The sequence below is a fragment of the Streptomyces sp. NPDC090798 genome (assembly GCF_044768965.1).
In the GTDB taxonomy this organism is placed as follows: Bacteria; Actinomycetota; Actinomycetes; order Streptomycetales; family Streptomycetaceae; genus Streptomyces.
In genome coordinates this window covers 201,362-224,938 of the sequence record NZ_JBIVXA010000014.1, presented here as the reverse complement: position 1 = coordinate 224,938, position 23,577 = coordinate 201,362, and the positions used below count along the sequence as shown (strand labels likewise).

The window sequence follows — 23,577 nt, the reverse complement described above, 5'->3', positions numbered from 1 at the left end:
GTCTGCGGCGGAGTGTCCGGGGCGGGCTGGTCACGGCGGGTGTGCGGGGTCGAGCGCCCCGAGTCGGTGTCTCGCCGCAGGCCGACCCGCCCCAGGGACCCCGGCACAGGCCATCTGGCCCAGCAACATCCACTACAGGCAGCCTGCCCCAGAGTGGGTTGGGGTGTGGTGTCAGCCTTGGCTCTGGCTGCCCGCTGCCACGATCGCCTTGAGGATCACCGAATGGATCTGTGTGGGGTCGTTGACCTGCTGGCCGGAGCCGCCGGTCGCCCTGGCGATCTCCTGGACCTCCGCCTTGTCGGCGTCCGGGCCCACGGCGATCGCGATGAGCGGCACCGGGCGCCGGGGGTCGGTGAGCTTCCGCAGTTGGGTGACGAGGGCGGAGCGCGAGATGCTTCCCGGGTCCTGGTTGACGCCGTCGGTCAGCAGCACCAGCGCGTTGAACTTCCCCTTGACATAGGAGGAGGTGGCCGCCTTGTACGCGGCGAGCGTGGTGTCGTACAGGCCCGTCGCGCCGTTCGGGACGGGAGTCAGCGAGCTGAACGCCGCGGACAGCCTGTCCCGCTGGGTGCCGTTGCCCTTGCGGTCGCCCAGGCGTTCCGTGGGCACCAGCACCCGGTAGTCGCGGTCGCCGTCCAGGCGGGTGGAGAACTTCCACAGCCCGACCTCGTCCTCCGAGGTGAAGGTCGCGAGGGCCTGCAGCAGGGACGCCCTGGTGACGTCCATACGGGACTGGCCGGTGCCCGGCACCGGCTGCGCCATGGACGCGGAAGCGTCGACGACCGTGGTGATCCGGGCGTTCTGCACCGTGATCGTCCACGTGCCGAGTGCCTCGTCGACCGCCTTCGCCGGGGCGGGTTCGAGCGCGGCACGCGCGAACGGCTGCGGGGCGCGGCCGCCGGCCTTGGTGACCAGCGCGGGCGAGACCTTCTCGTCGTCCGTGCGGAACCCGTACCGCTCCAGGATCCGGTGCCCGTCCGACTCGCCGAGCAGCGTCATGAACCGCAGGGCGGCACGGCTCGTGTCGGTGTTCAGCCGCGACTCGTCGACCAGGGTGAACGGGTAGTCGAGCCGCGGTGATCCGTCCTTGGGGTAGAAGAGGTCGAGTCCGGCGCCTGTGCCGGCCGAGGAGTTGTAAGCGAACGCGGACTGCTCGGAGAGGATCAGCGCCTGGTTGCGGTTCGGGTCGCCCTGCTCGGTGCCGGAGGAGTCGCGCGGGAGGCTGTCCAGGACCTGGCTGTCGCTGTCGGACGTGCGCTGGGAGAGCGTCTTCGCCATGGCCGCCGCCTGGGCGTCACCTCCCTTGATGGAGGCCGCGGCGGTGCCGAGCTGGGTCAGCGCGAGCAGGCCGGCCGCGCTGTGCACCGGGTCGGCCGCACCGAGCCTCAGCCGGTCGTCCCGCATCGAGGCGCCCGCCAACTCGGTCCAGGTGTACTTCTTCGTGGGCCACCCCAGCGACTTCGCGGCCGACGGGACCATCGCGACGCCGACCGGCGAGGAGGCGACGCTGCCCGCCGCGGTCACCCGCGTCGCGTTGCTCTCACCGGTGACCCGGTTCACCCACAGGGCGGAGTCCGGCACCCACGCCTGGACGTCGGACCTGCTGCCCGACCTCAGCGCCTCGGCGACCTTGTACGACTCGCGGGCCGTCACGGTGACGGCGATGCAGTGGCCGTCGGAGGTGATGTTGTGGGCGCGGGCGTGTTCGGCGACGGCCCTGAGGGCGGGCGCCATGTCCGGGGACGCGGCGATCTTGAGGGGTATGGCGTCGTCCCTGCATGACGAGCCGAGGGAGAGCAGGCCACCACGGACCGCGACCGCCGTGCCCGCGGCGACCGTGAGGACCAGCACCGTCGCGATGGCCACCGTACGGCGGCGTGCGCGTGGACGGGGGTCGGCCGCGCCCGCCCCGTACGCATCGGGCAAGCTGTGACGTCCCATGACGGTGGTGCCCTCCCTGGATGAGCCGGAGTCGCGAGAAAGCCGTAGAAACAGCCGTGAGGCAGAAGGCGAGGGGGAGGTACGCCCGTACGGCGTCGGTCCCCCCGACGGCCTGTCGCACACGATCTTCGCAACTTCTTTCGAGACCCTAGCGGGGCGAAGATGGGGATGAGGCGGGATTACTCAACTGGAGGCGGGAGTGCAGGTGGAGGCGGGGTCGGTGGCCGATTCCTTTCCCGAGGAGCGGCTGACACGACGGATTCTCCGGGACGAGACACTGCTCGTCCTGGGCCTGTCGCTCGGGGCGAGCGGAGTGTCCGCGCTGATCAGCTTTGTCGGGTCGGTCACCAAACCGGGGGGTCTCAAGGACCAGGCGGCCACCCTCAACGCCTCGGCCGCGCCGGGTCGCCCCTGGCTGGATCTGGCCTGGCAGTTGTTCGGCATCGCGTCGGCCCTGGTCCCGGTCGCACTGGTCGCGCACTTCCTGATGAGGGAGGGCAAGGGACTGCGTGTGATCGGGTTCGACCGTACGCGGCCCTGGCCCGACCTCGGGCGGGGGGCCGTGATCGCGGCGGTGATCGGCAGCACGGGCATCGCCTTCTATCTGGCGGCCCGGGGGTTCGGCGCCAACCTGACCGTGGTGCCGGAAGCGCTGCCCGGCGTGTGGTGGAAGTACCCGGTGCTGATCCTGTCGGCCGTGCAGAACGCCGTACTGGAGGAGGTCATCGTCGTCGGTTACCTGTTGCGCCGGCTCGGGCAGTTGGGCTGGACGCCGGGGACCGCGCTGGTGGCGAGCGCGGTGCTGCGCGGCTCGTACCACCTCTATCAGGGCATCGGCGGCTTCATCGGGAACATGGCGATGGGCGTGGTCTTCGTCTACCTGTACCGGCGGTGGGGCCGGGTCGGACCGCTCGTGGTGGCGCACTCACTGCTCGACATCGGGGCGTTCGTGGGATACGCGCTGCTGGCGGGGAAAGTGGGCTGGCTGCCGACCGCCTGAGCAGTGACGTGAGCGGGTCCGAAAGGGGCGTACGGCAGACTCGTACGCCCCTTTTTTTGACGGCCTTTTCGAGCGTCTCTTTTGTGCCTTTCAGCCCGCCTTCATGAGTCTTAGTGAGCCTTCGTACGCCTTTTCCGTGTGTCGCTACGCGAGCAGCTCGCCCTCGATGACCGTGACCGCGTGGCCCGTGAGGCGCGTACGGTCGCCGCGCAGCTCGGTGCGGACGAGGCCGGAGCGCGGGGAGGCCTGCAGGCCGGTGAGGCCGGGGCGGCCGAGGCGCTCGGACCAGTAGGGCGCGAGGGCGGTGTGGGCGCTGCCGGTGACCGGGTCCTCGTCGATGCCGAGGTTCGGGAAGAAGCAGCGCGAGACGAAGTCGTAGCCCTGGGAGGGCTCTTCGGCGCGGGCGGTCGCGATGATGCCGCGCTCGGAGTGCCGGGCGAGGGCCTTGTGGTCGGGGGTGAGTCCCCGGACCGTCTTCTCGTCGGCGACCTCGATCAGCAGGTCGCCGGTGTTCGGGCCGGTGTCGAAGGTCGTGAGCGGCTCGGCGCCCAGGGCCTCGGCGACGCCGTCCGGGACCTCGACCGGGGTGAGCGGAGCGGTGGGGAAGTCCAGCGTCAGGGACCCGTCCTCGTGGGGCGTGGCGATGAGCACGCCGCTGAGCGTGGCGAACCGCACCGGTCCCGTGTGGGCGCCCGTGGTGCGCAGGACGTGTGCGGTGGCGAGGGTCGCGTGCCCGCACATCGCGACCTCGGCGACGGGGGTGAACCACCGCAGCGCCCAGTCGGCGTCGCCGCCCTCGGGGAGGCGGTGCGCGAACGCCGTCTCCGCGTGGTTGACCTCCAAAGCGATGCTCTGGAGCCGGCTGTCCTCGGGGAAGGTGTCGTGGTCGAGCAGGAGGACCCCGGCCGGGTTGCCCGTGAAGGGACGGTCGGTGAAGGCGTCGACGATTCGAATCCGCATGCCCCGACGCTAGCGGCCGGAGCGAGCCGCGGGACAAGGCCAATTCCGGGGATCTGGACCGGTCGTGACGGTCCGGCCCTCTGACCTGCCCAGACCTCGGGGGTTGTCAGGCGAGCTATTCCGATATATCGTTGACGCATCGCGACCGATCAACGAATGAATGGAGTGATGGCGATGCGTTCCCAAGGACAGGAATTTGGATTCGAACGTGGGCATGGCCGACACGGTGGGCCCGGTCCGCGTGACCGGGGCCGCTTCGAAGGGCGGCGCGGGGCTTTCGGGCCCTTCGGGCCGGGTGGTCCGGGCGGCGGCCCTGGCGGCCCCGGCTTCGGCTTCGGGCCGGGCCCCTGGGGTGGCCAGCGCGGCGGCCGGGGCGGCCCGAGGGGCAGGGCGCGGCGCGGCGACGTACGCGCGTCGATCCTGGCCCTGCTCAAGGACCGGCCCATGCACGGCTACGAGATGATCCAGGAGATCGCCGAGCGCAGCGGCGGGGCATGGAAGCCCAGCCCGGGTTCGGTCTACCCGACCCTCCAGCTGCTGGAGGATGAGGGCCTCATCACCAGCGCGGCCGAGGGCGGCAAGAAGCTGTTCTCGCTCACCGACGAAGGCCGTGCCGCGGCCGAGGCGGGCCCCGACGCGCCGTGGGAAGAGGCCGGGCGCGGGGTCGACTGGGAGACGCTGCACGAGATCCGGCAGGCCGGCTTCGGTCTCATGGAGGCCTTCGGCCAGGTCTGGAAGACCGGCAGCAAGGACCAGCGCGACAAGGCGCTGGCGGTCATCAACGAAGCCCGCAAGAAGCTGTACCTGATCCTCGCCGACGAGGACTGACGGGCATGCTGTGGTACCTGACGGCGCCCCGGGGAAGTGTTTCCGCGGGGCGCCTGTCCATGTACGGGGGCTGGGTGCGGGCCTCGGGCCAGGTACGGGACTCAGGTCACCAGTCCGGCCAGCTTGCGCAGCGACTCGTTGAGGGCGGCCGTCGCCGAGTCCTTGAGCTTGCCCGCCATCAGCGAGACGGCCGCGCCGGTGAACTCCCCGTCGATCCGCACCGAGGTGGCGTCGCCGTCGGGGGTCAGGGTGTAGCGGGTGGCGACGGTCACCGCCATCGGACCCTTGCCGCGGATGGCCAGGGTGCGGGCGGGTTCCAGTTCCTCGATGGTCCACTCGACCTCGGCCGGGAACCCCATGAGCTTCATGTTCTCCTGGAAGGTGCCGCCGACCTCGAGTGAGGCGGGGCCGCCCTTGGGGAAGTTGGTGTGGGTCGAGTTCCACTCGCCGTACGAGGAGAAGTCCGTGAGCTGCGCCCAGACCTTCTCGGCAGGCGCCTCGATGCGTGCTTCCGCGCTGACTTCGGCCATGCGACCACCCCTTCGTGTCAGGCGCTGCGCCCGGCGCAGCTACGGTGTCGCGGAACGTAGCCGTAGCCCTCGGAACATTCAATACTGATGAACCGTCAGAAATTGTGAAGTCGGCTCACCCGATGTATCCGCCGCCGCGTCGAACAGGTCCCGCGCGCGGGAAGGGCCCCTCTCTCCGTGCCACTGAGGGGCGAGACCCGGAGCGGCGCGGTTGCGCACGGGGCGCGGGCAAGGCGGCGCGCGCCCTGAGGGAGAAACGGCGCGAAGTCATCCGTAAGGAGGAGAACGTACTCGCGGTTGCCCACCCTGTGTGGGACGTGAAGATGCTGCCCACCGAGGATGACCCAGGTCGCCGGGACTGATGGGGTAGAGGTTGTGCCACCGCGTATCCCCCAGCAACCGGCCGCCGAGAGCGGCTCCCACCGCACGGAACTCGATGCCAGGCTCAGTGCCGAGCTGGCGTCGGTGGTCTCCGGCGCGCGCAGGCGGGCGCTGCGGGACGGCGACCGGCAGATCGACACCGCCCATCTGCTGCACTCCCTGCTGGAGGCCGACCCTCAGGTGCGCGCCGTCTTCGACGGTGCCCCGCAGGTCGCCCGGCTGCTCGGCTATCTCGTGCAGCGCAGTATCGGCTACGGACTGCGCTGGCAGAGCGGCGTCGAGGACTCGGGGACGGTTCCGGTCGTCGCCGATGCGGGCTGGTCACGGGTCGTGGCCGAGGCGGGCTGGTCGCCGGTGGCGGCCGGTGCCATGGAGAGCGCGTGCGAGCGTGCCGAACTGCGGGGTGACGAACGGGCCCGCTGTCTCGATCTGCTCGCCGCGATCGTCACCGACCCGCAGTCGCGGGCCGTCGAGGTCCTGCGGCGGGCCGGCGTGGACGTCCAGACGCTGCTTCTGCGCGTCGAGAACGCCTTCGACGTCGAGGACGAGTTCGCGTGCGAGTTCCGCCTCGACTTCGAGACGCACATCGGCGGTGGCGACCAGGGCTGCCAGTCCAATCGTTGAGACAGGTGCCATTGGGGGTGACGCTCATGTCGTCGCCTGTCATCATGTGCCGGTGCATAGCTCTCAGGGCAGTCAGGACAACCGCGGGAAGGGCGTCGGGCCGGGCCTCGCGCTCGCGTCGGCGGTCGCCTTCGGCGGATCGGGTGTCGCGGCGAAGCCGCTGATCGAGGCGGGGCTCGACCCGCTCCACGTGGTGTGGCTGCGGGTCGCGGGCGCCGCTGTGGTGATGCTGCCGCTGGCCGTGCGCCATCGCGCTCTCGTGCGTCGGCGCCCCGCCCTGCTCGTCGGGTTCGGACTGCTCGCCGTGGCGGGCGTCCAGGCCTGCTACTTCGCCGCGCTCTCCCGTATCCCCGTCGGTGTCGCACTGCTCGTCGAGTACCTCGCGCCGGCACTCGTGCTCGGCTGGGTGCGGTTCGTGCAGCGCCGGCCCGTGACACGCGCCGCCGCGCTCGGGGTCGCTCTCGCGGTCGGCGGGCTCGCCTGTGTCGTCGAGGTGTGGTCCGGGCTGAGCTTCGACGCCGTCGGGCTGCTGCTCGCGCTGGGCGCCGCCTGCTGCCAGGTCGGCTACTTCGTCCTGTCCGACCAAGGCAGCGACGCGGGCGAGGAGGCACCGGACCCGCTCGGCGTTATCGCGTACGGCCTGCTCGTCGGCACCCTCGTGCTGACGGTCGTCGCACGTCCCTGGGCCATGGACTGGTCGCTGCTCGGGGGCAGCGCGGACATGAACGGTACGTCCGTCGCCGCCTCCCTGCTGCTCGGCTGGATCGTGCTCATCGCGACCGTCGTCGCCTACGTCACCGGAGTGGTCTCCGTGCGCAGGCTCTCCCCGCAGGTCGCGGGCGTCGTGGCCTGCCTGGAGGCGGTCATCGCGACCGTGCTCGCCTGGGTCCTGCTCGGCGAGCATCTCTCGGCGCCGCAGATCGTCGGCGGTGCGGTGGTGCTGGTCGGCGCGTTCATCGCACAGGCGTCGGCGCCCGCGAAGACCTCGGACGGGCCGGTCGCGAGCGGCGGGAGCGGCGCCGAAAGGGAGTTGTCGGTCCATGGGACCGCCGTCTAGGGTGCTGATCATGCCTTCGACGCTCGTTCTGCCGCCTCCAGCCGCCTGAGGCGGGCCCTCCGGAGATCCCACCCGGCCCCGGTGCCGGGTGGCACGGCGCTGCCCGCAGAAGAAGTCCGAGGACCCTCCCGTACGCCCCTGCCCGCTCGGCACGGGCTGCGACGTGGTCCTTCCCGAACTTCTGCGCGGCTGCCTTGTGCGCGGTCGCGCGTATCCGCGGAGAGAAACACGTGTCGCATGCTGCTTCCGGCCTGCCCCTCGGGCGAGGCCTCCTCTATCTGATCGTCGCCGGTGCCGCCTGGGGCACCGCGGGCGCGGCCGCGTCACTGGTCTACCGGGCCAGTGACATGGGGCCGGTCGCCCTCTCCTTCTGGCGCTGTGCGGGCGGACTCGTGCTGCTGCTCGCCGTGCGCCTGCCGCGCCATCGGCGGTGGCGCCGACGGGTCGCGCCGGCCGCCCGGGAGCCGCTCGGCCGCAAGGCCCTGCGGATCGGTGTCACGGGCCTTGGGCTCGCCGTCTTCCAGACCGCCTACTTCGCCGCCGTCGAGGCCACCGGACTCGCGGTGGCGACCGTCGTCACCCTGGGTGCCGGACCCGTGCTCATCGCCCTCGGCGCGCGACTGACCCTGGGGGAGCGGCTCGGGCGCGGCGGGGGTGCCGCCGTCGCCGGCGCGCTCGGCGGGCTCGGGGTGCTGGCGCTGGGCGCCGGGGGCGCCACGGTGCGGCCCTGGGGCGTCGCGCTCGCGGTCGTGTCCGCGGCCGGATACTCCACGATGACGCTGCTCACCCGGTGGTGGGGACGCGACGGCCGTGTCGACGGCTCCGGTACGACGGTGTGGACGTTCGCCGTCACCACCGTCTGCCTGCTGCCGCTAGGCCTGGCCGAGGGGCTGGTCCCGCACACCGCCCAACCGGCCCACGTGCTGGCCTTGCTGGTCTACATCGCCGCCGTCCCCACGGCGCTGGCCTACGCCCTGTTCTTCGCGGGCGCCGCCGTGGTCCGGTCCGCGACCGTCTCCGTGATCATGCTGCTGGAGCCGGTGAGCGCGGCCGTGCTGGCCGTCGGTCTGCTCGGTGAACGACTGACCATGACGACGCTCGCGGGCACCCTGCTGATGCTGGGTTCGGTCGCGGGGCTCGCGGTGGCCGAGGCGAGGAGTGTCCGGGGCGACACCCGGCGGGTGCCCGAGGAGGAACGGGCGCTGGTCTGAGGCATGAGGAATGAGGCATCAGGCCGAGGCACCGGGGGTGACCCCGCCCGGTGCCTCGGCTGCCACGGCGTCACAGGCTCGCGAGGTAGTCGGGGAGCTCGATGCCGGGGGCCAGGTCGTCGGCGGGGATCGGGGTGCCGTGTCCCTTGGTGAGGGGGACGATCCCGGTCCAGTGGGGGAGGGTGAGGTCCTCCGCGTCGTCGTTCGGGCCGCCGGTGCGCAGCTTCGCGGAGACCTCGTTCAGGTCGAGGCGGATCACGGCGGTGGCGGCGAGTTCCTTGGCGTTGGCAGGGCGCGAGTCGTACGAACGGCCGGGGACGACCTGGTCGACCAGCGCGTCCAGCGCCTCCCGCTTCTCGTCCGGGTCCGTCACCTGGTGGGCGATGCCGTGCACCACCACGGAGCGGTAGTTCATCGAGTGGTGGAAGGCGGAGCGGGCCAGGACCAGACCGTCGACATGGGTCACGGTCAGGCAGACGGGCAGTCCGGGGTCGGCCTGACCGGTCATCCGCAGCGGGCGCGAACCCGTCGAGCCGTGTACGTAGAGGCGCTCGCCGACCCGCCCGTAAAGGGTGGGGAGCACGACCGGGGCGCCGTCCCGGACGAAGCCGAGGTGGCAGACGTACCCCTCGTCGAGTATCGCGTGGACCAGCTCGTGGTCGTACGCGGCGCGCTCCTTGGAACGGGTGGGGACGGTGCGGTCGGTCGGGGTGTAGGCGGCGGGCCGCGTCGTCCCGGGCTGAGTGCTCGTCTCCGACATTGCGCTCTCCATTGCACTAGTGCATAATCTTCTTTGTGCTAGGAGAGTATCGGATCGAAGGGCGTCGCGCAGCAGACATTTCCGCGAGCGTCGAGCGTGCGGTGGGCAGCGGGGACCTCGAGCCGGGGCAACCGCTGCCGCCGATGCGGGAGTTGGCGGAGCGGCTCGGGGTGAATCCCAATACCGTCGCCGCCGCCTATCGCACCCTGCGCGAACGTGGGGTGATCGAGACCGCGGGGCGGCGGGGCAGCCGGATCCGCTCGAAGCCCGCCACGACGGGACGCGATTACATCCGGGTCGAGGTGCCGCAGGGCGTGCGGAACGTGGCCGACGGCAACCCCGATCCGGCACTGCTGCCCGCCCTCGCCGAGGCGTTCGCGGCGGCGGCGGGACGGTCGGACCGGGATCCCGTGATGTACGGGGAGGCCGCCGTCGAGGCGGAGCTGGAGCGGCTCGCGCGCGCCGACCTCGACGCGGACGGCGTGCCCGACGGGCCCGTCGTCGTCACCTCCGGATCGCTCGATGCCATCGAGCGCGTGCTGGCGGCCCATCTCAAGCCTGGGGACGCCGTCGCCGTCGAGGATCCCGGCTGGGGCAGCGTGTTCGACCTCGCCCCGGCGCTCGGGCTGCGCACGGTTGCGGTGCGCGTCGACGACGAGGGCCCGGTCCCCGACGACGTACGCCATGCCCTGGAGGCCGGTGCCCGTGCGCTGATCGTCACGGACCGGGCCCAGAACCCGACCGGCGCCGCGGTCGGCGCCCCACGCGCGCGTGCCCTGCGTTCCGTGCTCAAGGAATACCCGGGCGTCCTGCTCGTCGAGGACGACCACGGGCATCGGATCGTCGACCTGCCGCTGCACCCCCTGGCCGGGGTGACCCGCAACTGGGCCTTCGTACGCTCCGTCGCCAAGGCCTACGGCCCCGACCTGCGGCTCGCCGTCCTCACCGGGGACCCCGTCACCATGGACCGGGTGCACGGGCGGCAGCGGCTGGGGCCCGGCTGGGTGAGCCATCTGCTGCAACGGGCGGTCGTGCACCTGTGGGCGAACGACGCGGTGGACGTAACGGCCGTGGCGGCGGCGTACGGGCGGCGCCGGGACGCGCTGATCGACGCCCTGAAGCGGCGTGGCATCGAGGCGTACGGGCGCAGCGGGATGAATGTGTGGATCCCCGTCCCGGACGAGACGGGGGCGGTCGCGCGGTTGCTGCACGCCGGCTGGGCGGTCGCCCCCGGGGCGCGCTTCCGGATGAGCGCGCCGCCCGGGATACGGATCACCGTCTCGACTCTGACGCCGGACGACATCGAGCCGCTGGCGGACGCCGTCGCCTCCGCCGTCGGGCCGGCGCCCGTACGCGGTTACGTGTGAGTCGGTCCGTACGTCCTGAGGGCGCGGTCAGCGGCGCGGGCCGGCCTGGGTGAGTGCCGCGCCGGCGAGAACGATCACCGCGCCGACCGGCGTCGACCAGCTCAGCGACTCGCCCAGGATCGCGACGCCCGCGGCGGTGGCGATCACCGGGATGAAGTACGTGACCATCTGGGCCGTCGTCGGGCCGACCTCGGCGACGATGCCGTACTGGACGAGCATGGCCAGGCCCGTGCCGATGGCCCCCAGGGCGGCGATCGCGAGCAGCGGGACGACCGGGAAGTGTCTCGGAAACGCGGTGAACAGCGGTGTGACGAGGGCCAGTTGGGCGGTGGCGAGCAGCAGTTGGGCGCCGGTCATCGACAGATGCGAGTGGCCGGTGCCGGCCAGGGTGCGGCGGACGTAGATCCAGCCGATCGGGTAGCTCAGCGAGGCCAGCAGGGCCATCACCGTGCCCGTGGCGTCCAGGCCGTGGAAGCCCTGCCAGACGCCGAGGACCGTCAGGACGCCGAGAAAGCCGATGCCGAGACCGGCGACCCTGCGCCGGGTCGGACGGTCCTCGGAGAGGGCGACCAGGGACAGGGCCATGCCCCACAGGGGTGAGGTCGCGTTGCAGATGCCCGCGAGCGTGGACGGGATCGTCAGCTCGGAGTAGGCGAAGAGCGAGAACGGCAGCGCGTTGAGTAGGAAGGCCGCGACCGTGAGATGACCCCAGGTGCGGGCCCCGCGCGGCAGCCGCTCCCGCTTCACCGCCATCGCCGTCGCGAGCACCGCCGTCCCGAACAGCAGCCGCCCGAAAGTGACTTGGAACGGCGCGTAGCCCTCCGTGCCGACCTTGATGAGCAGGAAGCTGAAACCCCAGATCAGCGAGAGGGCACCGAAGCGGATCCGCCAGTCGAGGGCGGTGCGACGGCGGGGGGTCGTGGCGGTCGGGGTGTCGGTACGGGGAGTGGTCACGGCGCTCATGGACGTAACGATGAGGCAGGCGATCTCGTAGCACAAGCGAGATTTCTCTAGCGGTATCTCGTAGCATTTCTTACATGTTGAATCTGGAGCGCCTGCGCACCCTCGACGCCCTCGCCCGGCACGGCTCGGTGAGCGGCGCGGCCGAGGGACTGCACGTCACGACGTCGGCCGTCTCCCAGCAGATGTCCAAGCTGGAGCGCGAGGTGGGGCAGCAACTGCTCGCCAAGAACGGGCGCGGGGTGCGTCTCACGGATGCCGGGCGGCTGCTCGCCGAACATGCCGCGCGCATTCTGTCGCAGGTCGAGCTCGCCCAGTCCGACCTGGAGGCCCAGCGCGGTCAGGTCGTCGGTGAGCTGCGGCTCTCCGCCTTTCCTACCGCCGCGCGCGGGCTGTTTCCCACCGCGCTCGCCGCGCTGCGCGCCGACCACCCCGGGCTGCGGGTGCGCTCCAGTGAGCTGGAGCCCGAGGCCGGGGTCGCCGGAGTGATCCGGGGCGACCTCGATCTGGCGGTGGTGCTCGACTGGTACAACAAGCCGATGCCGCTGCCCGACGGCCTGGTCAAGGCCCCGATCCTCGACGACCCGGCCGACGTGGCGATGCCGGTCGGCCACCGGCTCGCGGACCGCGCGGAGGTCGACCTGGGCGACTTCGCCGACGATGAGTGGATCACCTGGGGCGAGGGCGAGTTCTGCCACGAGTGGCTGATGTTCACGTTGCGCTCCCGGGGCGTCGAGCCGCACATCGGCCATCGCGCCGCCGAGACGCACACCCAGCTCGCCCTGGTCGCCGCGGGGCTCGGTGTCTGCATCGCGCCGCTGCTCGGGCGCCGTCCGATGCCGGACGGAGTCGTCACGGTGCCGCTGCGACAGGCCGTCCGGCGGCATGTCTACGTGATCTGGCGCGCGGACGCCGACCGCCGCCCGTCGATCAGAGCGGCGGTGGCGGCGCTGCGGGCGGCGGGGGAGAGCATCGGCTGAGCGGTGCCCCGCGCGGTGGCGTGGCGGCCGATTGCGGTGACGGCTCGTGGACGTTTGACGACAGGGCCTAGAGCGGCGGCAGCTTGCGGAAGTCCCAGGAGGCGATGGCGGTCGGCGTGAGCCGGGCCCACGCGTGGCGGCCGTCGTGCGGCATTTCCTCCAGGCCGAAGTTCTTGCGGGCGAACAAGGTCTCGGGGACGTCGAGTTCGGCACACAGCTCCCCGGTGCGGGGGACCTCGCCCACGAACTCCACCGTGCCGGACAGCTCGACGCCGCGCAGCTCCCCGTACTCCTCGCCGGTGTCGATCACCACCGCGACCCGCGGGTCGCGGCTCAGCTCCGTCCAGCGCTTGCTGCGTACCACGGAGTACAGCCACAGCGAGGTGCCGTCCCAGACGAACCAGAGCGCGCTCACGTGCGGGGTGCCGTCCTTCGACACCGTGGCGACGCGACAGGTGCGCTGGGTCGTGAGGAACTCGTCCAGCTCGCCGGGGGTCATCATGATCTTCCGACCCCTGCGCTGAGTGACGGTCATGCGGTCACCTCTTCTTTCATGTCGACCTGATGCGTCGATCTTCTGCGTCGACAGAGATCCTCTGACAGTGCGTCAGAAAAGCATGGGCCGTCTTCCGTCCGTGCGCAATGCTCGTTACGCTCGCCCGCCCGGCCCTCGACGACAAGGGGAGTCATGCCGTCGCATGAACAGCTCAGCACACTCCTCGACCCGGACGGCACCGTTCTGCTCACGGTGGAGTGCCAGCAGGGCGTCGTCGGCCCGGACAGCGCGCTGCCCGAACTCGCCAAGGAGGCACGGTCGTCGGGGGCGCTCGCGAACGTCGCCCGGCTGGTGGCCGGCGCCCACCGCGGCGGCGTCCAGGTGATCCACGCGATCGCCGAGCGAAGGCCCGACGGGCGGGGCGCCAACCGCAACGCCCGCCTGTTCCGCGCGGCCGGACGGCTGCCCGTGCAACAGCTGTCGGGCACCACCGCGGTCCGCGTCGCGCCGCCGATCGAGGTCGCCGAGGAGGACTTCGTCGTACGCCGCCTGCACGGCCTGTCCCCGCTCGCGGGCACCGACGTCGACGCGCTGCTGCGCAACCTGGGCTGTCGCACCCTCGTCGTGACCGGAGTCTCCGCCAACGTGGCCATCCCCAACACCGTGTTCGACGCCGTGAACCGCGGCTACACCGTCGCGGTGCCCGCGGACGCCATCGCGGGGGTGCCCTCCGACTACACCCCCGCGATGATCCGCAACACGCTCGCCCTGGTCGCCACGATCACGGCGACCGACGACGTGCTGGCCTGCTTCGAGAGGCCGCGCCGTTGAGGCGCGGCCCCGGCCGCGTCACGCGAGCTTGATCGAGTCCCCGTCCACGGTGATGTTGGCGGCGGCCAGCGGCTGCGTCGCGGGCCCCTTCTTCACGCTGCCGTCGGTCGCGGAGAACTGGCTGTTGTGACACGGGCAGGTGATCACGTTGTCGGCGATGCCCTTCACCGCACAGCCCAGGTGGGTGCACTTGGAGGAGAAGGCCTTGTAGGTGCCCGCGGTCGGCTGGGTGACGACGACGCCCTGGGACGCGAATACCTTGCCGCCGCCCTCCGGGATGTCGGTGGTCTTCGCGAGGACCGTGCCGCCCGAGTTCCCCGCCGTGGCGTTGTCGCCGCCGCCCGTACCCCCGCTGCTCGCGCTCGCGCCGGAGCCGGAGTTGGAGCTGGTCGAGTCGGAGGACTTGTTGTCCGACCCGCACGCGGTCAGCGCGACGGCGAGTCCCGCCGTACCGACCGCCGCCACGACGGTGCGGCGGGCCGGGGTCGGAACGGGGTGAAGCGATTCGCTGGTCATGCTGACATTCCCTTCAACGGACGTGATGGTGATCCGTACAGAGGTACGGTCCGCCCGTCTGCGCTGTTCAGGAGCTGAGGACTTCTTGACCGAATCGACAGCGGTTCGACAGCCGCCGCGCCGACTCGCTCGGGACACCGCCGCCGCGGGCGGCGCCCACGGGTCGCGTCCGGTGGCCGTGACCGCCCCAGTTTGCCTGGGCGATGCTCGCGAGCCCACGGACGACGATCTTCGCCGTGGTGTGAGGTGCCGTCCGGAGCGCGACGGCCGCTACGGTGTCGCCGCGATCGGGCGGGCCGTCCCGCGTCCATGCGCCGCGCCCCACCACGTACAGCCGTAGCTGTCACTGTGGTTCAAGTCCGCGCTGTGCCGCTCTTCCTGGGCTTCGGAAGCAGGGCAGTCCCGAGTGGTTGTAGGCTCGACGCACTTGAAAGACAAGAGACCTGTGAACCAAGAAATTCCAGCCGTGTGGCCGTTGTCACGGGTGCCGGTGCCGGCCTCGTGGGGCCGCTGTCGCGCACCGGTTCGCACCGACGGGCACTCCGGGGTGCTCGTGGTCGCGCTGAGGCGGCTGCGCGGGAGACCCTCAAAGTGGGCCCGGACGGGGCGGACACGCATCCCTGGAGCGGGGATGACCTGACGTCGCCGCTGTCCGTCGAAGCACATCGCCAGCCGCGTCCAATACACCGTACTGGTCAACGGCCTGGCCGAATGTGCCATGAAAGTGCCCCGAGAAGCACGACATGTCGCCCGCCAAGGCCTCGCGATATCCATGACCAGTCATGGAACCTTTTGTGTCAGGTATGCATGTATCTGACTGGGGCAGCACTTGCGTTGGCCAACGGTTGCGGCTGAGTAGCCAGGTCGGCATGAGTTCCACTGCCCATTGCGCGAGCCAGACCAAGTCTGGCGGGTACCACAGAAACAGGGTGTGCATGGCAGCCTCGGCAGGCTACGACGGCAGCGGCGTGGCGGTGGCTCCTTTCCGGGTGCTGGGGCCGCTTGAGGTGAGCGGCGAGCGGGGGGCCGTGTACGTGGCACCGGGGAGACAGGAGATCGTTCTCGGGGCTCTGGTGCTCCAACTGAACCGGGTGGTGGAGACCACCTATCTGGTGGATGTCATCTGGGCTCACGATCCTCCGAAGACCGCACGCACCCAGGTGCAGATCTGCGTCTCCCGGCTCCGCAAGGCGCTGTCGGACGGGGGAGTCGACGCCACCATCGAGACCCGCGGTCGCGGGTACGTCCTGAGGGCCCCGGAGGATGCGACCGACGTCGGCAACTTCCGTCGCCTGGTGACAGAGGCGCATGCCCTGGCCCGTGCTGGTCTGAAAGTGCCCGCGGTGGAGGCGCTCCGCCCGGCGATAGGCCTGTGGCGGGGCCGGTGTCTGGCCGGTTTACCCAGCGAAGTCCTGGCCGGCATGGCAGCACAGTTGGACGAGAGCCGCCTGGAAGCGGTGGAGACCTGCATGCGGCTGGAGCTGGAGCTCGGCCGTCACGAGCACCTGGTCGGCGAACTGCAGCAGCTTGTCGCCAACCACCCGCTGCGCGAGCGGCTGCGGGGGCACCTCATGGTGGCGTTATACCGCTCGGGCCGACAGGCAGAGGCGCTGGACGTCTACCAGCAGGGCCGCGCGATGCTCACCGAAGAACTGGGTCTGGACCCAGGAAGGGAACTACGCGACCTGGCGCAGGCAATCCTGACCGACGACGCCGACCTGGCACTGGCCGAACCGGCCGAACCACGTTCTCTCGTGGCGACGCCGCTCCCTGAGACGGTGCAAGAGCGCAGTGCCGAGCCCGAGCCGGTCGTCACCCCAAGGCAACTTCCCGCCGACATCGGCGACCTCGTAGCCGACGACACGATCGTTTCAGCGGTCTGCGACGCCGTCACCGAGGGGCAGGAAAAGGGCCTGCTGAACGTGGTCCTGGTGCTTGGCAGGCCTGGTGTCGGCAAAAGTACGCTGGCCAGGCACGTGGCGCACCGACTCGCAACCGAGTACTTCCCGGACGGACAGCTCTACTGCGACCTCCGGGGGCCGGGCGGACAACCGGTGGGTCCCGAGCAGGCGTTGGGGCGGTTCCTCCGAGCGCTGGGCGTACCGGGCCAGGCCATACCCGATGCGCTTGACGAGCGCGCGGAGATGTACCGCAGTCTGCTGGCCGATCGCCGGATCCTGGTGTTGCTGGACGACGCGGTGAGCGAATCGCAGGTGATGCCCCTGCTGCCCGGAACCGGCAGCAGCGGCGTGTTGGTCACCAGCCGCGGCCAGCTCACGGCGTTGCCGGGCACACGCCGGTTCGACTTGGAGCCGCTGGGACCGGAACAGGCCATCCAACTCCTGGGGCGGATCATTGGAGAGCACCGTGTGGAGAGCGAGCGGGAGGCGGCGCGGGTCCTCATACGCTTGGTGGGCGGGCTGCCCCTCGCGCTGCGTATCATCGGCGCGCGCCTGGCCGCGCGCCCGCACTGGTCACTGACCTCCATGTGGCACCGGCTTGAGAACGAGCACCGCCGGCTGGACGAGCTGGCACACGGCGAGCTGTCAATCCGGGCAAGTCTTTCGCTCAGCTACGATGGCCTGTCGGCGGCCGACCGTCGCCTGTTGTGCCTGATCAGCCTGGCCGAGGGGATGGAGATTCCGAGCTGGCTGGGTGCCGCCCTGGTCGACGACCGCACGCCGCACCCGGCTGACCTGCTGGAACCGCTCATCGACATGCGGCTCCTCGACATCACCGCCATGGACCAGGGCGGGGAGTTCCGATGCGGACTGCCGCAGATCGTACGGATGTTCGCGCACGAACGGCTGCCCGCGGAGATTCCCGAGGCAGAACGCGCCGGAGCGGTGCGGCGTATGGTCGGTGGCTGGCTGGCGCTCGCGGAGAGGGCGCACAAAGAGATCTACGGCGGTGCGTACACCATCGTGGCGGGCCGGGCCGAACGGTGGCATCCGCCGGAGGACCATGTCCAGCGGTGCCTCCGCGACCCGCTCGGGTGGCTGGAGAGCGAGCAGACCAACCTGTTGAACGCGGTCGAGTTGGCGGCCCGGTTCGGGATGGACGAGCTGTGCTGGGAGCTGGCCACGACTCTGGTGACGCTCTTCGAGGCCCGTGGCTATCCCGAGCTGTGGGAGCGCACACATCAGATAGCGCTGGCCGCGGTACAGGAGGCCGGCAACGAACGGGGCCAGGCGGCGGTACTCGGCTCGTTGGGGACCCTGCACCTGTACCGGGGCGAGCATGAGGCGGCGGGCCCTTACCTCAGCACCGCTTTGGAGATCTTCGAGCGGATCGGGGAGCTGAGTGGCCAAGCGCTGTGCCTGCGTGACCTGGCGCGCATCGAGCGGCACCATGGCGACGACGACCGGGCGCTGGCCCTCTACGAGAGCGCCGAGCGCAACTTCGTGCGGGCGCAGGACGTCATTGGCCGGGCGTACGTGCTCGGCGAGATGGCACACATCACGATGCGGCGAGCGGACTTCGCGCGAACCCGTTCGTATCTCGACGAGGCTCTCGGGATCTGCCGGTCAGCCGGCTTCGACCGGGGCCAAGCCCTCACACTGCGGCGGCTAGGCCAAATGCTGATGTACCAGCAGCGGTACGAGGCGGCGGAACGGACCCTGCTCGAGGTCCTCGCCATGGTCGGGGCGAGCGGCGACCTGGTCGGAGAGGGGTATGTGCTGCACGACCTCGGCCGGGTCAATGCCCACCTGCGTCGCGTGGAACAGGCCGTCCAGTACTACTCGCAAGCGGCCAGGATCCGGGAGCGGATCCTGGACCACAGCGGGGCCGCTGCCGTACGGGCCGACATCGTTGCCATCCTGGGCACGCCGATGACGTCGGTCGGCTGACACCGGGAGGCATGCTGGTCCGTCACGTCCACGGCGTGTTGACGGCGGGTGCTTCGTCGGCCAGCGTCACGGCGACCGAGCCCTGCCCCACGCCGTGCTGATTTCCTACGGCGCCCAGGACCAGCACGACGACGGCCCCCGCGGCAGCCAGCAAGTTCTTGATGGACTTCTTGACGGCCATCTCAGTTCTCCTTCCCTTCGCAACCCGTTTTGCAATTCGTCCGGGGGTTGCTGAAACCAGCGTGAACCAGGTGCCCATCGCGGCCGCATGCTCGCGCTATCACCGCCCTATCCCGGCCCCGTTCCGCCGTGGATGCGCCGTGATGCCGGGCCGATAGGGCGACACCGGAGATTGGGTCCTGCCGACCTCGGCGCCCCTTCGGGGGGACGGCCCTCAAGGAGTGGTCCGAATGACCGTAGTGACCCGGGACGCGGTGACGCACGCCGCGTTCGGCGTTCCGGAAACAGAATCGCAGCGCAGCACAAAGACCTCCGCGACAGCAGCGGTAGACCTTGGCGGGGAGTTCCCACGGAAGAGGAAGGAACCGGTGCGTGCGCTCCGGGGCCTCTCCTCGACCGTGGCTCAGCGGAAGGTGAACGGATGACGATGGACGCGGAGTTCTACTCACGGGTGGCCGAGCGGTTCGGCGGCTACTTCAGCGATGCGCGGAGCACCGACGTATTCGCCGACGGCCGCCCGGACGCCGTCTTCGACGAACTGGCGATCGCACTGGGAGCGCCGCACGCCCGACTGCTGGATGTCGGCTGTGCCGACGGGCGTAGTTTGTTGCGCATCGCTCGTGCGTACGGCGCCGTGACGGGGATGGATCTGTCGCCGTCGATGCTGGAATGCGCCGCGCGGTATCGAGCGGAGGCGGGTCTGTCGCACGTCACGTTCGAGCTGCGCGATGCCGCCCACACGGGGCTGCCCGACGGGTACGCCGATGTGGTCACTTCCCGCCGCGGTCCGCTGATCGCCCGTGAGTTCGAGCGGGTGCTGCGCCCCGGTGGGGTCGTGGTGTACATGGGGATCGGGGAGCAGGACGCGCGTGAGCTGAAGGAAACCTTCGGTCGCGGCCAGGACTTCGACAGCTGGAACGGCAGGGTCTTGTCGGAGGAGATCGCTCAAGAACTGTCCGATGCAGGCTTCGTTGTGACAAGAAACCAGGCGTTCCGGTTCGAGGAGTTCTACCACTCGGCGGGCGATCTGGACACCTTTCTGCACCAAGTGCCGATCGTCGACAACTACGATTCGGCGGCCGACCAGGAGGCATTCGATCGATATGTCGCCGCGGTGACCGTCGATCAGGGCGTCCGGCTGAGTCGGCATTGGTTCATAGTGCAGGCGCAGAAGCCGGCGGCCCTCGAGCCGTCCCACTCATAGGAAACGGTGCGCCATGGAGCAGGATCTCGTAGTCAACGAAATCTTCGGTCCGACCGTCCAAGGCGAGGGCCGGTCCCTCGGACGCAGGTGCGCGTTCCTGCGACTCGGCGGGTGCAACCTGTCGTGCTCGTGGTGCGATACGCCATACACATGGGACTGGACCGGAGCCGGTGACAGCGGGGTCGCCCACGATCCGCGCAAGGAGCTGCACCGCCGCCCGGTCGAAGATGTCGTCGCGCAGTTGCTCGCATTCGACACCGAGTTGATCGTCATCTCCGGCGGTGAGCCCCTGGGTCAGCAGGAGCGACTGATTCCTCTGGTGACAGCACTGACCGGACGCGGTAAAGAGATCGAGATCGAGACCAACGGGACGCACGCCGCGCACCCCGAACTCGTCGCGGCCGGCGTCAGGTTCAACGTCTCGCCGAAGCTGTCGCACTCGGGCGACGCCCTGCATCGCAGAATCGTCCCTGCCGCACTCACCAGTCTCTCGGCACTGCCGGGAAGCACGTTCAAGTTCGTCTGCCAGAACACCCGCGATCTCGACGAAGTGGCCCAGCTGGTTGCCACCTTCGACCTGGCCTCGGTATGGATCATGCCGATCGGGCGTACCGCCGACGATGTCACCAAACATATGAGCGAGTTGGCCGACGCGGTGGTAGAGCGCGGATGGAATCTGACGACCAGACTGCACACCTTGTTGTGGGACGACAAACGCGCCGTGTGAGCAACGGCACACGCAAAGAAGAACGGAACTCGGATCGATGGCATTTCGAATCACGAAGAAATTTGAATTCTCGGCCAGTCATCGGCTTACCGGCCTTGCTCCTGAGCACCAGTGTGCCCGAATGCACGGGCACAACTACGTGATCGAGTTGGAGCTTGGGGCGGACGATAAGGATCTGTCGCCCGTGGGCTTCGTTCGAGACTACGGAGAATTGTCCGCATTCAAGGTGTGGCTCGACAATCATCTTGATCATCGGCATCTCAACGATGTGATGGACGAAAATCCGACGGCTGAGAACATGGCAGCCTGGGTCTACAAGACCTGGTCGGTTGAGTTCCCCGAGTTGACCTGCGTGCGTATCTCAGAAACTCCCAAGACTTGGGCCGAGTACCGGCCGTGAGGTCAGTAACTCCGAAGCCCGGACGAAAGGTGACCGCATGTCGGTGACAGAATTGGACCTCGATGGTGACTCGGCGTCGAGGACGACCGAGGACCCGCTGGTCGGGCTCGCCCGCCAGCTGTTGAAGGAGATCGGCGAGGACCCGAATCGCGACGGACTGCGCGACACGCCTGCGCGGTTCGCTCGCTGGTGGCGAGAGTTCATCAACTACGACCCGGGTTCGCTGGGCACGCTTTTCGAGTCCATCGGCACGAGCCAGCTCGTGGTCGTCTCGGACATTCAGGTGTGGTCGCTGTGCGAGCATCACCTCCTGCCGTTCAACTGCTCCGTGACGATCGCGTACCGCCCGACGGGGCAACTGCTCGGCTTGTCGAAGTTCGCCAGGGTCGCCCATCAGTACGCGCACAGGCTGCAGGTCCAGGAGCGCCTCGTGGACCAGATCGCGCTCGAGATCAGCACCCTGAGCGGCACCCCGGACGTCGCGGTCATAGCGAAGGGCGAGCACCTTTGCATGTCGATGCGCGGCATCAAGGCTGCCGCGCAGATGACATCGACCGCGTATCGCGGGGAGTTCAGCACGGACTCCGGTCTCCGGGCCGAGCTGTTCGACCTGCTCCGGGCGTGACGAGCCAGTCGACTCCGAAAGCGAAAGCAGTGAGCGATCCAGGTGGTGCGGCGACGGGAACGCACGGCTCGGGAGCGCAGCAGGGCTGTCGCGAACTCCTGGCCCTGCCAGGTGCCCGCGGGGCCGTCGCGGTCCTACCGCTGTCGAAGTACCCGGCCGCGATGTTCTCGATCGCTGTCCTCCTGTTCGCGTCACCCAAGTACTCCGCGTCCGGTGCGGCGCTCGGGGCGGGCACGATGCTGCTTGCGAGCGCAATCTCCGGACCGCTGCGGGGCAGACTGGTCGTTCGCGGCCGACGGGGTCCAGTACTTGGGTGCTGCCTGGCCGGTCATCTCGCCGGTATGACAGGCCTGGTTCTGGCGGTGTCGGCGCATATGCCGATCGTCTTCTTCCTCGGCGCCGCGACGGTCGCCGGCCTGTGCTTCCCGCCGGTCGGCGCTCTGTTTCTGGCCTACTGGAACGAGGCCGCACCGACCGCCGCGAGCAGGGTCTCTGCCAACTCCCTCGAATCGGCGCTGATCGACTTCACGCTCGTTACCGGACCGCTGGTCGCGACACTGCTCTCCACGGCATGTTCCCGGTTCTGCGTGTTCGTACTCAGTGGGATCGACATGGCGGTCGTCGTTCTGCGCGGATCAGGCGGTCGCGCGATCGCTGGATCATCGGCCGGGCGAGACGCGTCGGCATCGTCGGAGCGATGGGCTTTGGAGCTCATACGCCCCCGATCCGCGGGCATATCACCACGCCGTGGCTGCGCGCGGCATTCCTCGTCGGAACGGCCGTGGTCGCACGGGCTGTGTCCTGGTCTCCCCTTGCTGCTCCCGTCGTCCGCCCGCTCACCGGCGCCGTGATCGGTGCGATCTTCTCGGCTCTGTTCGTTGCGGTCGGTGCGGTCCCGCACCGACCGGGCGCGCCAACGAGATCAGGAGTCGGGGCACGAGCGCCGTCCCGGCCGGCTTCGCCATCGGGACATCGTCCGGCGCGTCGATCGCCTCCGCACCGGGCCCACTTGCTCGCCGTGTCGGTGATCGTGACAGCTATCGGCCGCATCCGCATCGCAGAGCTACGAACCGAGGCCGTTCTCTTCGGCACACATGCGAATCCGGTCCGGTCGACATGAAAGGACAACGATGAACGTAGATGATTCTTCGACGCCTGCGGAAGCGGTTCGGCTGCTCCCCGTGCTGGACGCCGAACGGCTGGTCGCCGACCTCATGACTGCGCGCGACCACCTGTGGGATGAGCAGAGCTCGTACGAGAACGGGCGAGTGTCCAGGTGGGCCGAACAGGACTGGCGCTGCCTCTCGGTGCGCAGCCCCGGTGGTGACAAGACACGTACCGACCCAGGGGGCCCTGGCAGCGCGGAGTTCGCCGACACCGAGTGGCTGGACCACATGCCGTACGTGCGGGAAGTCCTGCGCTCGATTCCCGGGCCCCTCTACGCGGCCCGATTCATGGATCTTGGACCCGGCGTCGTCGGCTACCGCCATTCCGATCCCAAGTTCGCCCCGGACTGGGGTATGGCCCGGCTGCACATCCCGGTCATCACCCACGAGGAAGCCTCGCTGGACCTTGACGGAGGGATTCATCGCTGGCAGCCCGGTGAATTCTGGTTCGGCGACTTCAGCCGCAAGCACCAGATCCAGAACCTCGGTCCCGAGCATCGGGTGCATCTCGTCGTGGACGTGCTCGTCACACCGGAGCTCGCACAGCTGTTCCCGGCTGACTGGGCCGACTACTTCAACGGCTCGGATGTGCTCTACAACCGTCCGGCCGTGGCCATGACCGACCAAGAGCGGGAAGCTGCGCGGTGTTCGTTCGACGCGCCGGCGCACCTGCTGGAGATAGAGGTGTTCGGGTCGCTCACCGGCCCGCAGCCGCAGGCCACCTTCAGCATCGTCGACACCGGCACGGGCCTCGCCATTCGATCTCCCCAGGACCACCTCTTCCCGCTGGCGGCCCTCGGCGGACACGAGTACCGCCTGGTCGGGTGGAGCGAGGAGCGAACGGTCACCACGAGGCTGGACGGTCCGCGGCCCGAAGTCGAACTGACCTACCGCAAGGGCCGGCGCTCGACCCGGCTGCTCGTCCCGGCCACGCCGACGCCGTGACGGACGCCCGCACGTCCGCCGCTGTTTCGGTGCACAG

At 69.8% G+C, this 23,577-nt stretch carries 24 protein-coding genes; 16 read left to right on the top strand and 8 right to left on the bottom strand.

Annotated features, from left to right (window positions below):
• Window positions 1–171 precede the first annotated feature (171 nt).
• The gene (locus ACIQTP_RS29205; protein ID WP_403405128.1) at window positions 172–1,941 is read right to left on the bottom strand and encodes a substrate-binding and VWA domain-containing protein; all 1,770 of its coding nucleotides are present in this window, start codon (window positions 1,939–1,941) and stop codon (window positions 172–174) included.
• A 199-nt stretch (window positions 1,942–2,140) separates the two neighbouring features.
• Between ACIQTP_RS29205 and ACIQTP_RS29200 the strand changes: the two genes are divergently transcribed.
• Entirely contained in the window at window positions 2,141–2,941 is an 801-nt protein-coding gene (locus ACIQTP_RS29200; protein ID WP_402052544.1) for a CPBP family intramembrane glutamic endopeptidase, read from the top strand.
• Window positions 2,942–3,085: 144 nt separating this feature from the next.
• Here the strand turns inward: ACIQTP_RS29200 and ACIQTP_RS29195 are convergent, their stop codons facing one another.
• Window positions 3,086–3,901 (bottom strand): PhzF family phenazine biosynthesis protein, encoded by an 816-nt coding sequence (locus ACIQTP_RS29195; protein WP_403405125.1) that lies wholly within the window; start codon window positions 3,899–3,901, stop codon window positions 3,086–3,088.
• Window positions 3,902–4,075: 174 nt separating this feature from the next.
• On the opposite strand from ACIQTP_RS29195, the gene ACIQTP_RS29190 reads away from it, so the two are divergent.
• Window positions 4,076–4,729 carry a PadR family transcriptional regulator gene (locus ACIQTP_RS29190; RefSeq protein ID WP_403405122.1) on the top strand — a complete coding sequence of 218 codons (654 nt, stop codon included), beginning with the start codon at window positions 4,076–4,078 and terminating at the stop codon, window positions 4,727–4,729.
• Between the two features lie 101 nt (window positions 4,730–4,830).
• Here ACIQTP_RS29190 and ACIQTP_RS29185 read toward each other — a convergent pair whose 3' ends face one another.
• Window positions 4,831–5,259 carry an SRPBCC family protein gene (locus ACIQTP_RS29185; RefSeq protein ID WP_054229119.1) on the bottom strand — a complete coding sequence of 143 codons (429 nt, stop codon included), beginning with the start codon at window positions 5,257–5,259 and terminating at the stop codon, window positions 4,831–4,833.
• Window positions 5,260–5,634: 375 nt separating this feature from the next.
• Here ACIQTP_RS29185 and ACIQTP_RS29180 point away from each other — a divergent pair, with 375 nt between their 5' ends.
• From ACIQTP_RS29180 to ACIQTP_RS29170, 3 genes are all read left to right on the top strand, one after another.
• Window positions 5,635–6,264 carry a Clp protease N-terminal domain-containing protein gene (locus ACIQTP_RS29180; protein ID WP_403405119.1) on the top strand — a complete coding sequence of 210 codons (630 nt, stop codon included), beginning with the start codon at window positions 5,635–5,637 and terminating at the stop codon, window positions 6,262–6,264.
• A gap of 46 nt (window positions 6,265–6,310) precedes the next feature.
• Window positions 6,311–7,321 carry an EamA family transporter gene (locus ACIQTP_RS29175; protein WP_402052536.1) on the top strand — a complete coding sequence of 337 codons (1,011 nt, stop codon included), beginning with the start codon at window positions 6,311–6,313 and terminating at the stop codon, window positions 7,319–7,321.
• 230 nt (window positions 7,322–7,551) lie between these two features.
• Window positions 7,552–8,532 (top strand): DMT family transporter, encoded by a 981-nt coding sequence (locus ACIQTP_RS29170; RefSeq protein ID WP_403405116.1) that lies wholly within the window; start codon window positions 7,552–7,554, stop codon window positions 8,530–8,532.
• Between the two features lie 70 nt (window positions 8,533–8,602).
• On the opposite strand, the gene ACIQTP_RS29165 is transcribed toward ACIQTP_RS29170, so the two are convergent.
• Window positions 8,603–9,292, bottom strand: a complete 690-nt coding sequence (locus ACIQTP_RS29165) for a pyridoxamine 5'-phosphate oxidase family protein (protein WP_403405114.1) — start codon at window positions 9,290–9,292, stop codon at window positions 8,603–8,605.
• A gap of 35 nt (window positions 9,293–9,327) precedes the next feature.
• Here ACIQTP_RS29165 and ACIQTP_RS29160 point away from each other — a divergent pair, with 35 nt between their 5' ends.
• Window positions 9,328–10,659 carry an aminotransferase class I/II-fold pyridoxal phosphate-dependent enzyme gene (locus ACIQTP_RS29160; RefSeq protein WP_403405111.1) on the top strand — a complete coding sequence of 444 codons (1,332 nt, stop codon included), beginning with the start codon at window positions 9,328–9,330 and terminating at the stop codon, window positions 10,657–10,659.
• A 27-nt stretch (window positions 10,660–10,686) separates the two neighbouring features.
• Here the strand turns inward: ACIQTP_RS29160 and ACIQTP_RS29155 are convergent, their stop codons facing one another.
• Complete coding sequence (locus tag ACIQTP_RS29155) at window positions 10,687–11,622, bottom strand: DMT family transporter (RefSeq protein WP_403405108.1); 936 nt, start codon at window positions 11,620–11,622, stop codon at window positions 10,687–10,689.
• A gap of 74 nt (window positions 11,623–11,696) precedes the next feature.
• On the opposite strand from ACIQTP_RS29155, the gene ACIQTP_RS29150 reads away from it, so the two are divergent.
• A complete protein-coding gene (locus ACIQTP_RS29150) occupies window positions 11,697–12,599 on the top strand; it encodes a LysR family transcriptional regulator (RefSeq protein ID WP_402052531.1) in 903 nt (300 codons plus the stop codon).
• 67 nt (window positions 12,600–12,666) lie between these two features.
• On the opposite strand, the gene ACIQTP_RS29145 is transcribed toward ACIQTP_RS29150, so the two are convergent.
• Window positions 12,667–13,134 carry a pyridoxamine 5'-phosphate oxidase family protein gene (locus ACIQTP_RS29145; RefSeq protein WP_101407952.1) on the bottom strand — a complete coding sequence of 156 codons (468 nt, stop codon included), beginning with the start codon at window positions 13,132–13,134 and terminating at the stop codon, window positions 12,667–12,669.
• A 153-nt stretch (window positions 13,135–13,287) separates the two neighbouring features.
• Here ACIQTP_RS29145 and ACIQTP_RS29140 point away from each other — a divergent pair, with 153 nt between their 5' ends.
• Window positions 13,288–13,926: a cysteine hydrolase gene (locus ACIQTP_RS29140; protein ID WP_403405104.1), complete on the top strand. Its 639-nt coding sequence runs from the start codon at window positions 13,288–13,290 to the stop codon at window positions 13,924–13,926.
• A gap of 18 nt (window positions 13,927–13,944) precedes the next feature.
• On the opposite strand, the gene ACIQTP_RS29135 is transcribed toward ACIQTP_RS29140, so the two are convergent.
• A complete protein-coding gene (locus ACIQTP_RS29135) occupies window positions 13,945–14,442 on the bottom strand; it encodes a Rieske (2Fe-2S) protein (protein ID WP_403405101.1) in 498 nt (165 codons plus the stop codon).
• Between the two features lie 869 nt (window positions 14,443–15,311).
• Between ACIQTP_RS29135 and ACIQTP_RS29130 the strand changes: the two genes are divergently transcribed.
• Window positions 15,312–18,293: a BTAD domain-containing putative transcriptional regulator gene (locus ACIQTP_RS29130; RefSeq protein WP_403405098.1), complete on the top strand. Its 2,982-nt coding sequence runs from the start codon at window positions 15,312–15,314 to the stop codon at window positions 18,291–18,293.
• Window positions 18,294–18,315: 22 nt separating this feature from the next.
• Here the strand turns inward: ACIQTP_RS29130 and ACIQTP_RS29125 are convergent, their stop codons facing one another.
• Window positions 18,316–18,474 (bottom strand): hypothetical protein, encoded by a 159-nt coding sequence (locus ACIQTP_RS29125; RefSeq protein WP_403405095.1) that lies wholly within the window; start codon window positions 18,472–18,474, stop codon window positions 18,316–18,318.
• Window positions 18,475–18,703: 229 nt separating this feature from the next.
• On the opposite strand from ACIQTP_RS29125, the gene ACIQTP_RS29120 reads away from it, so the two are divergent.
• The 7 genes from ACIQTP_RS29120 to ACIQTP_RS29090 all read left to right on the top strand — a co-directional run bounded on the left by ACIQTP_RS29120 (window position 18,704) and on the right by ACIQTP_RS29090 (window position 23,540).
• Window positions 18,704–18,898: a hypothetical protein gene (locus ACIQTP_RS29120; RefSeq protein ID WP_403405092.1), complete on the top strand. Its 195-nt coding sequence runs from the start codon at window positions 18,704–18,706 to the stop codon at window positions 18,896–18,898.
• On the top strand, window positions 18,895–19,677 hold the full coding sequence (locus tag ACIQTP_RS29115; RefSeq protein WP_403405089.1) for a class I SAM-dependent methyltransferase: 783 nt from the start codon (window positions 18,895–18,897) through the stop codon (window positions 19,675–19,677). The genes ACIQTP_RS29120 and ACIQTP_RS29115 overlap by 4 nt, the downstream gene beginning before the upstream one ends.
• Window positions 19,678–19,690: 13 nt before the next feature.
• Window positions 19,691–20,404: a 7-carboxy-7-deazaguanine synthase QueE gene (locus tag ACIQTP_RS29110; RefSeq protein WP_403405086.1), complete on the top strand. Its 714-nt coding sequence runs from the start codon at window positions 19,691–19,693 to the stop codon at window positions 20,402–20,404.
• Window positions 20,405–20,441: 37 nt separating this feature from the next.
• The gene (locus ACIQTP_RS29105; protein ID WP_403405083.1) at window positions 20,442–20,804 is read left to right on the top strand and encodes a 6-pyruvoyl trahydropterin synthase family protein; all 363 of its coding nucleotides are present in this window, start codon (window positions 20,442–20,444) and stop codon (window positions 20,802–20,804) included.
• A 37-nt stretch (window positions 20,805–20,841) separates the two neighbouring features.
• On the top strand, window positions 20,842–21,429 hold the full coding sequence (folE, locus tag ACIQTP_RS29100; RefSeq protein ID WP_402052518.1) for a GTP cyclohydrolase I: 588 nt from the start codon (window positions 20,842–20,844) through the stop codon (window positions 21,427–21,429).
• 161 nt (window positions 21,430–21,590) lie between these two features.
• Window positions 21,591–22,280, top strand: coding sequence for a hypothetical protein (locus ACIQTP_RS29095; RefSeq protein WP_403405080.1), 690 nt, complete (start codon window positions 21,591–21,593; stop codon window positions 22,278–22,280).
• Window positions 22,281–22,559: 279 nt separating this feature from the next.
• Window positions 22,560–23,540, top strand: a complete 981-nt coding sequence (locus ACIQTP_RS29090) for an aspartyl/asparaginyl beta-hydroxylase domain-containing protein (RefSeq protein ID WP_403405077.1) — start codon at window positions 22,560–22,562, stop codon at window positions 23,538–23,540.
• Window positions 23,541–23,577 lie beyond the last annotated feature (37 nt).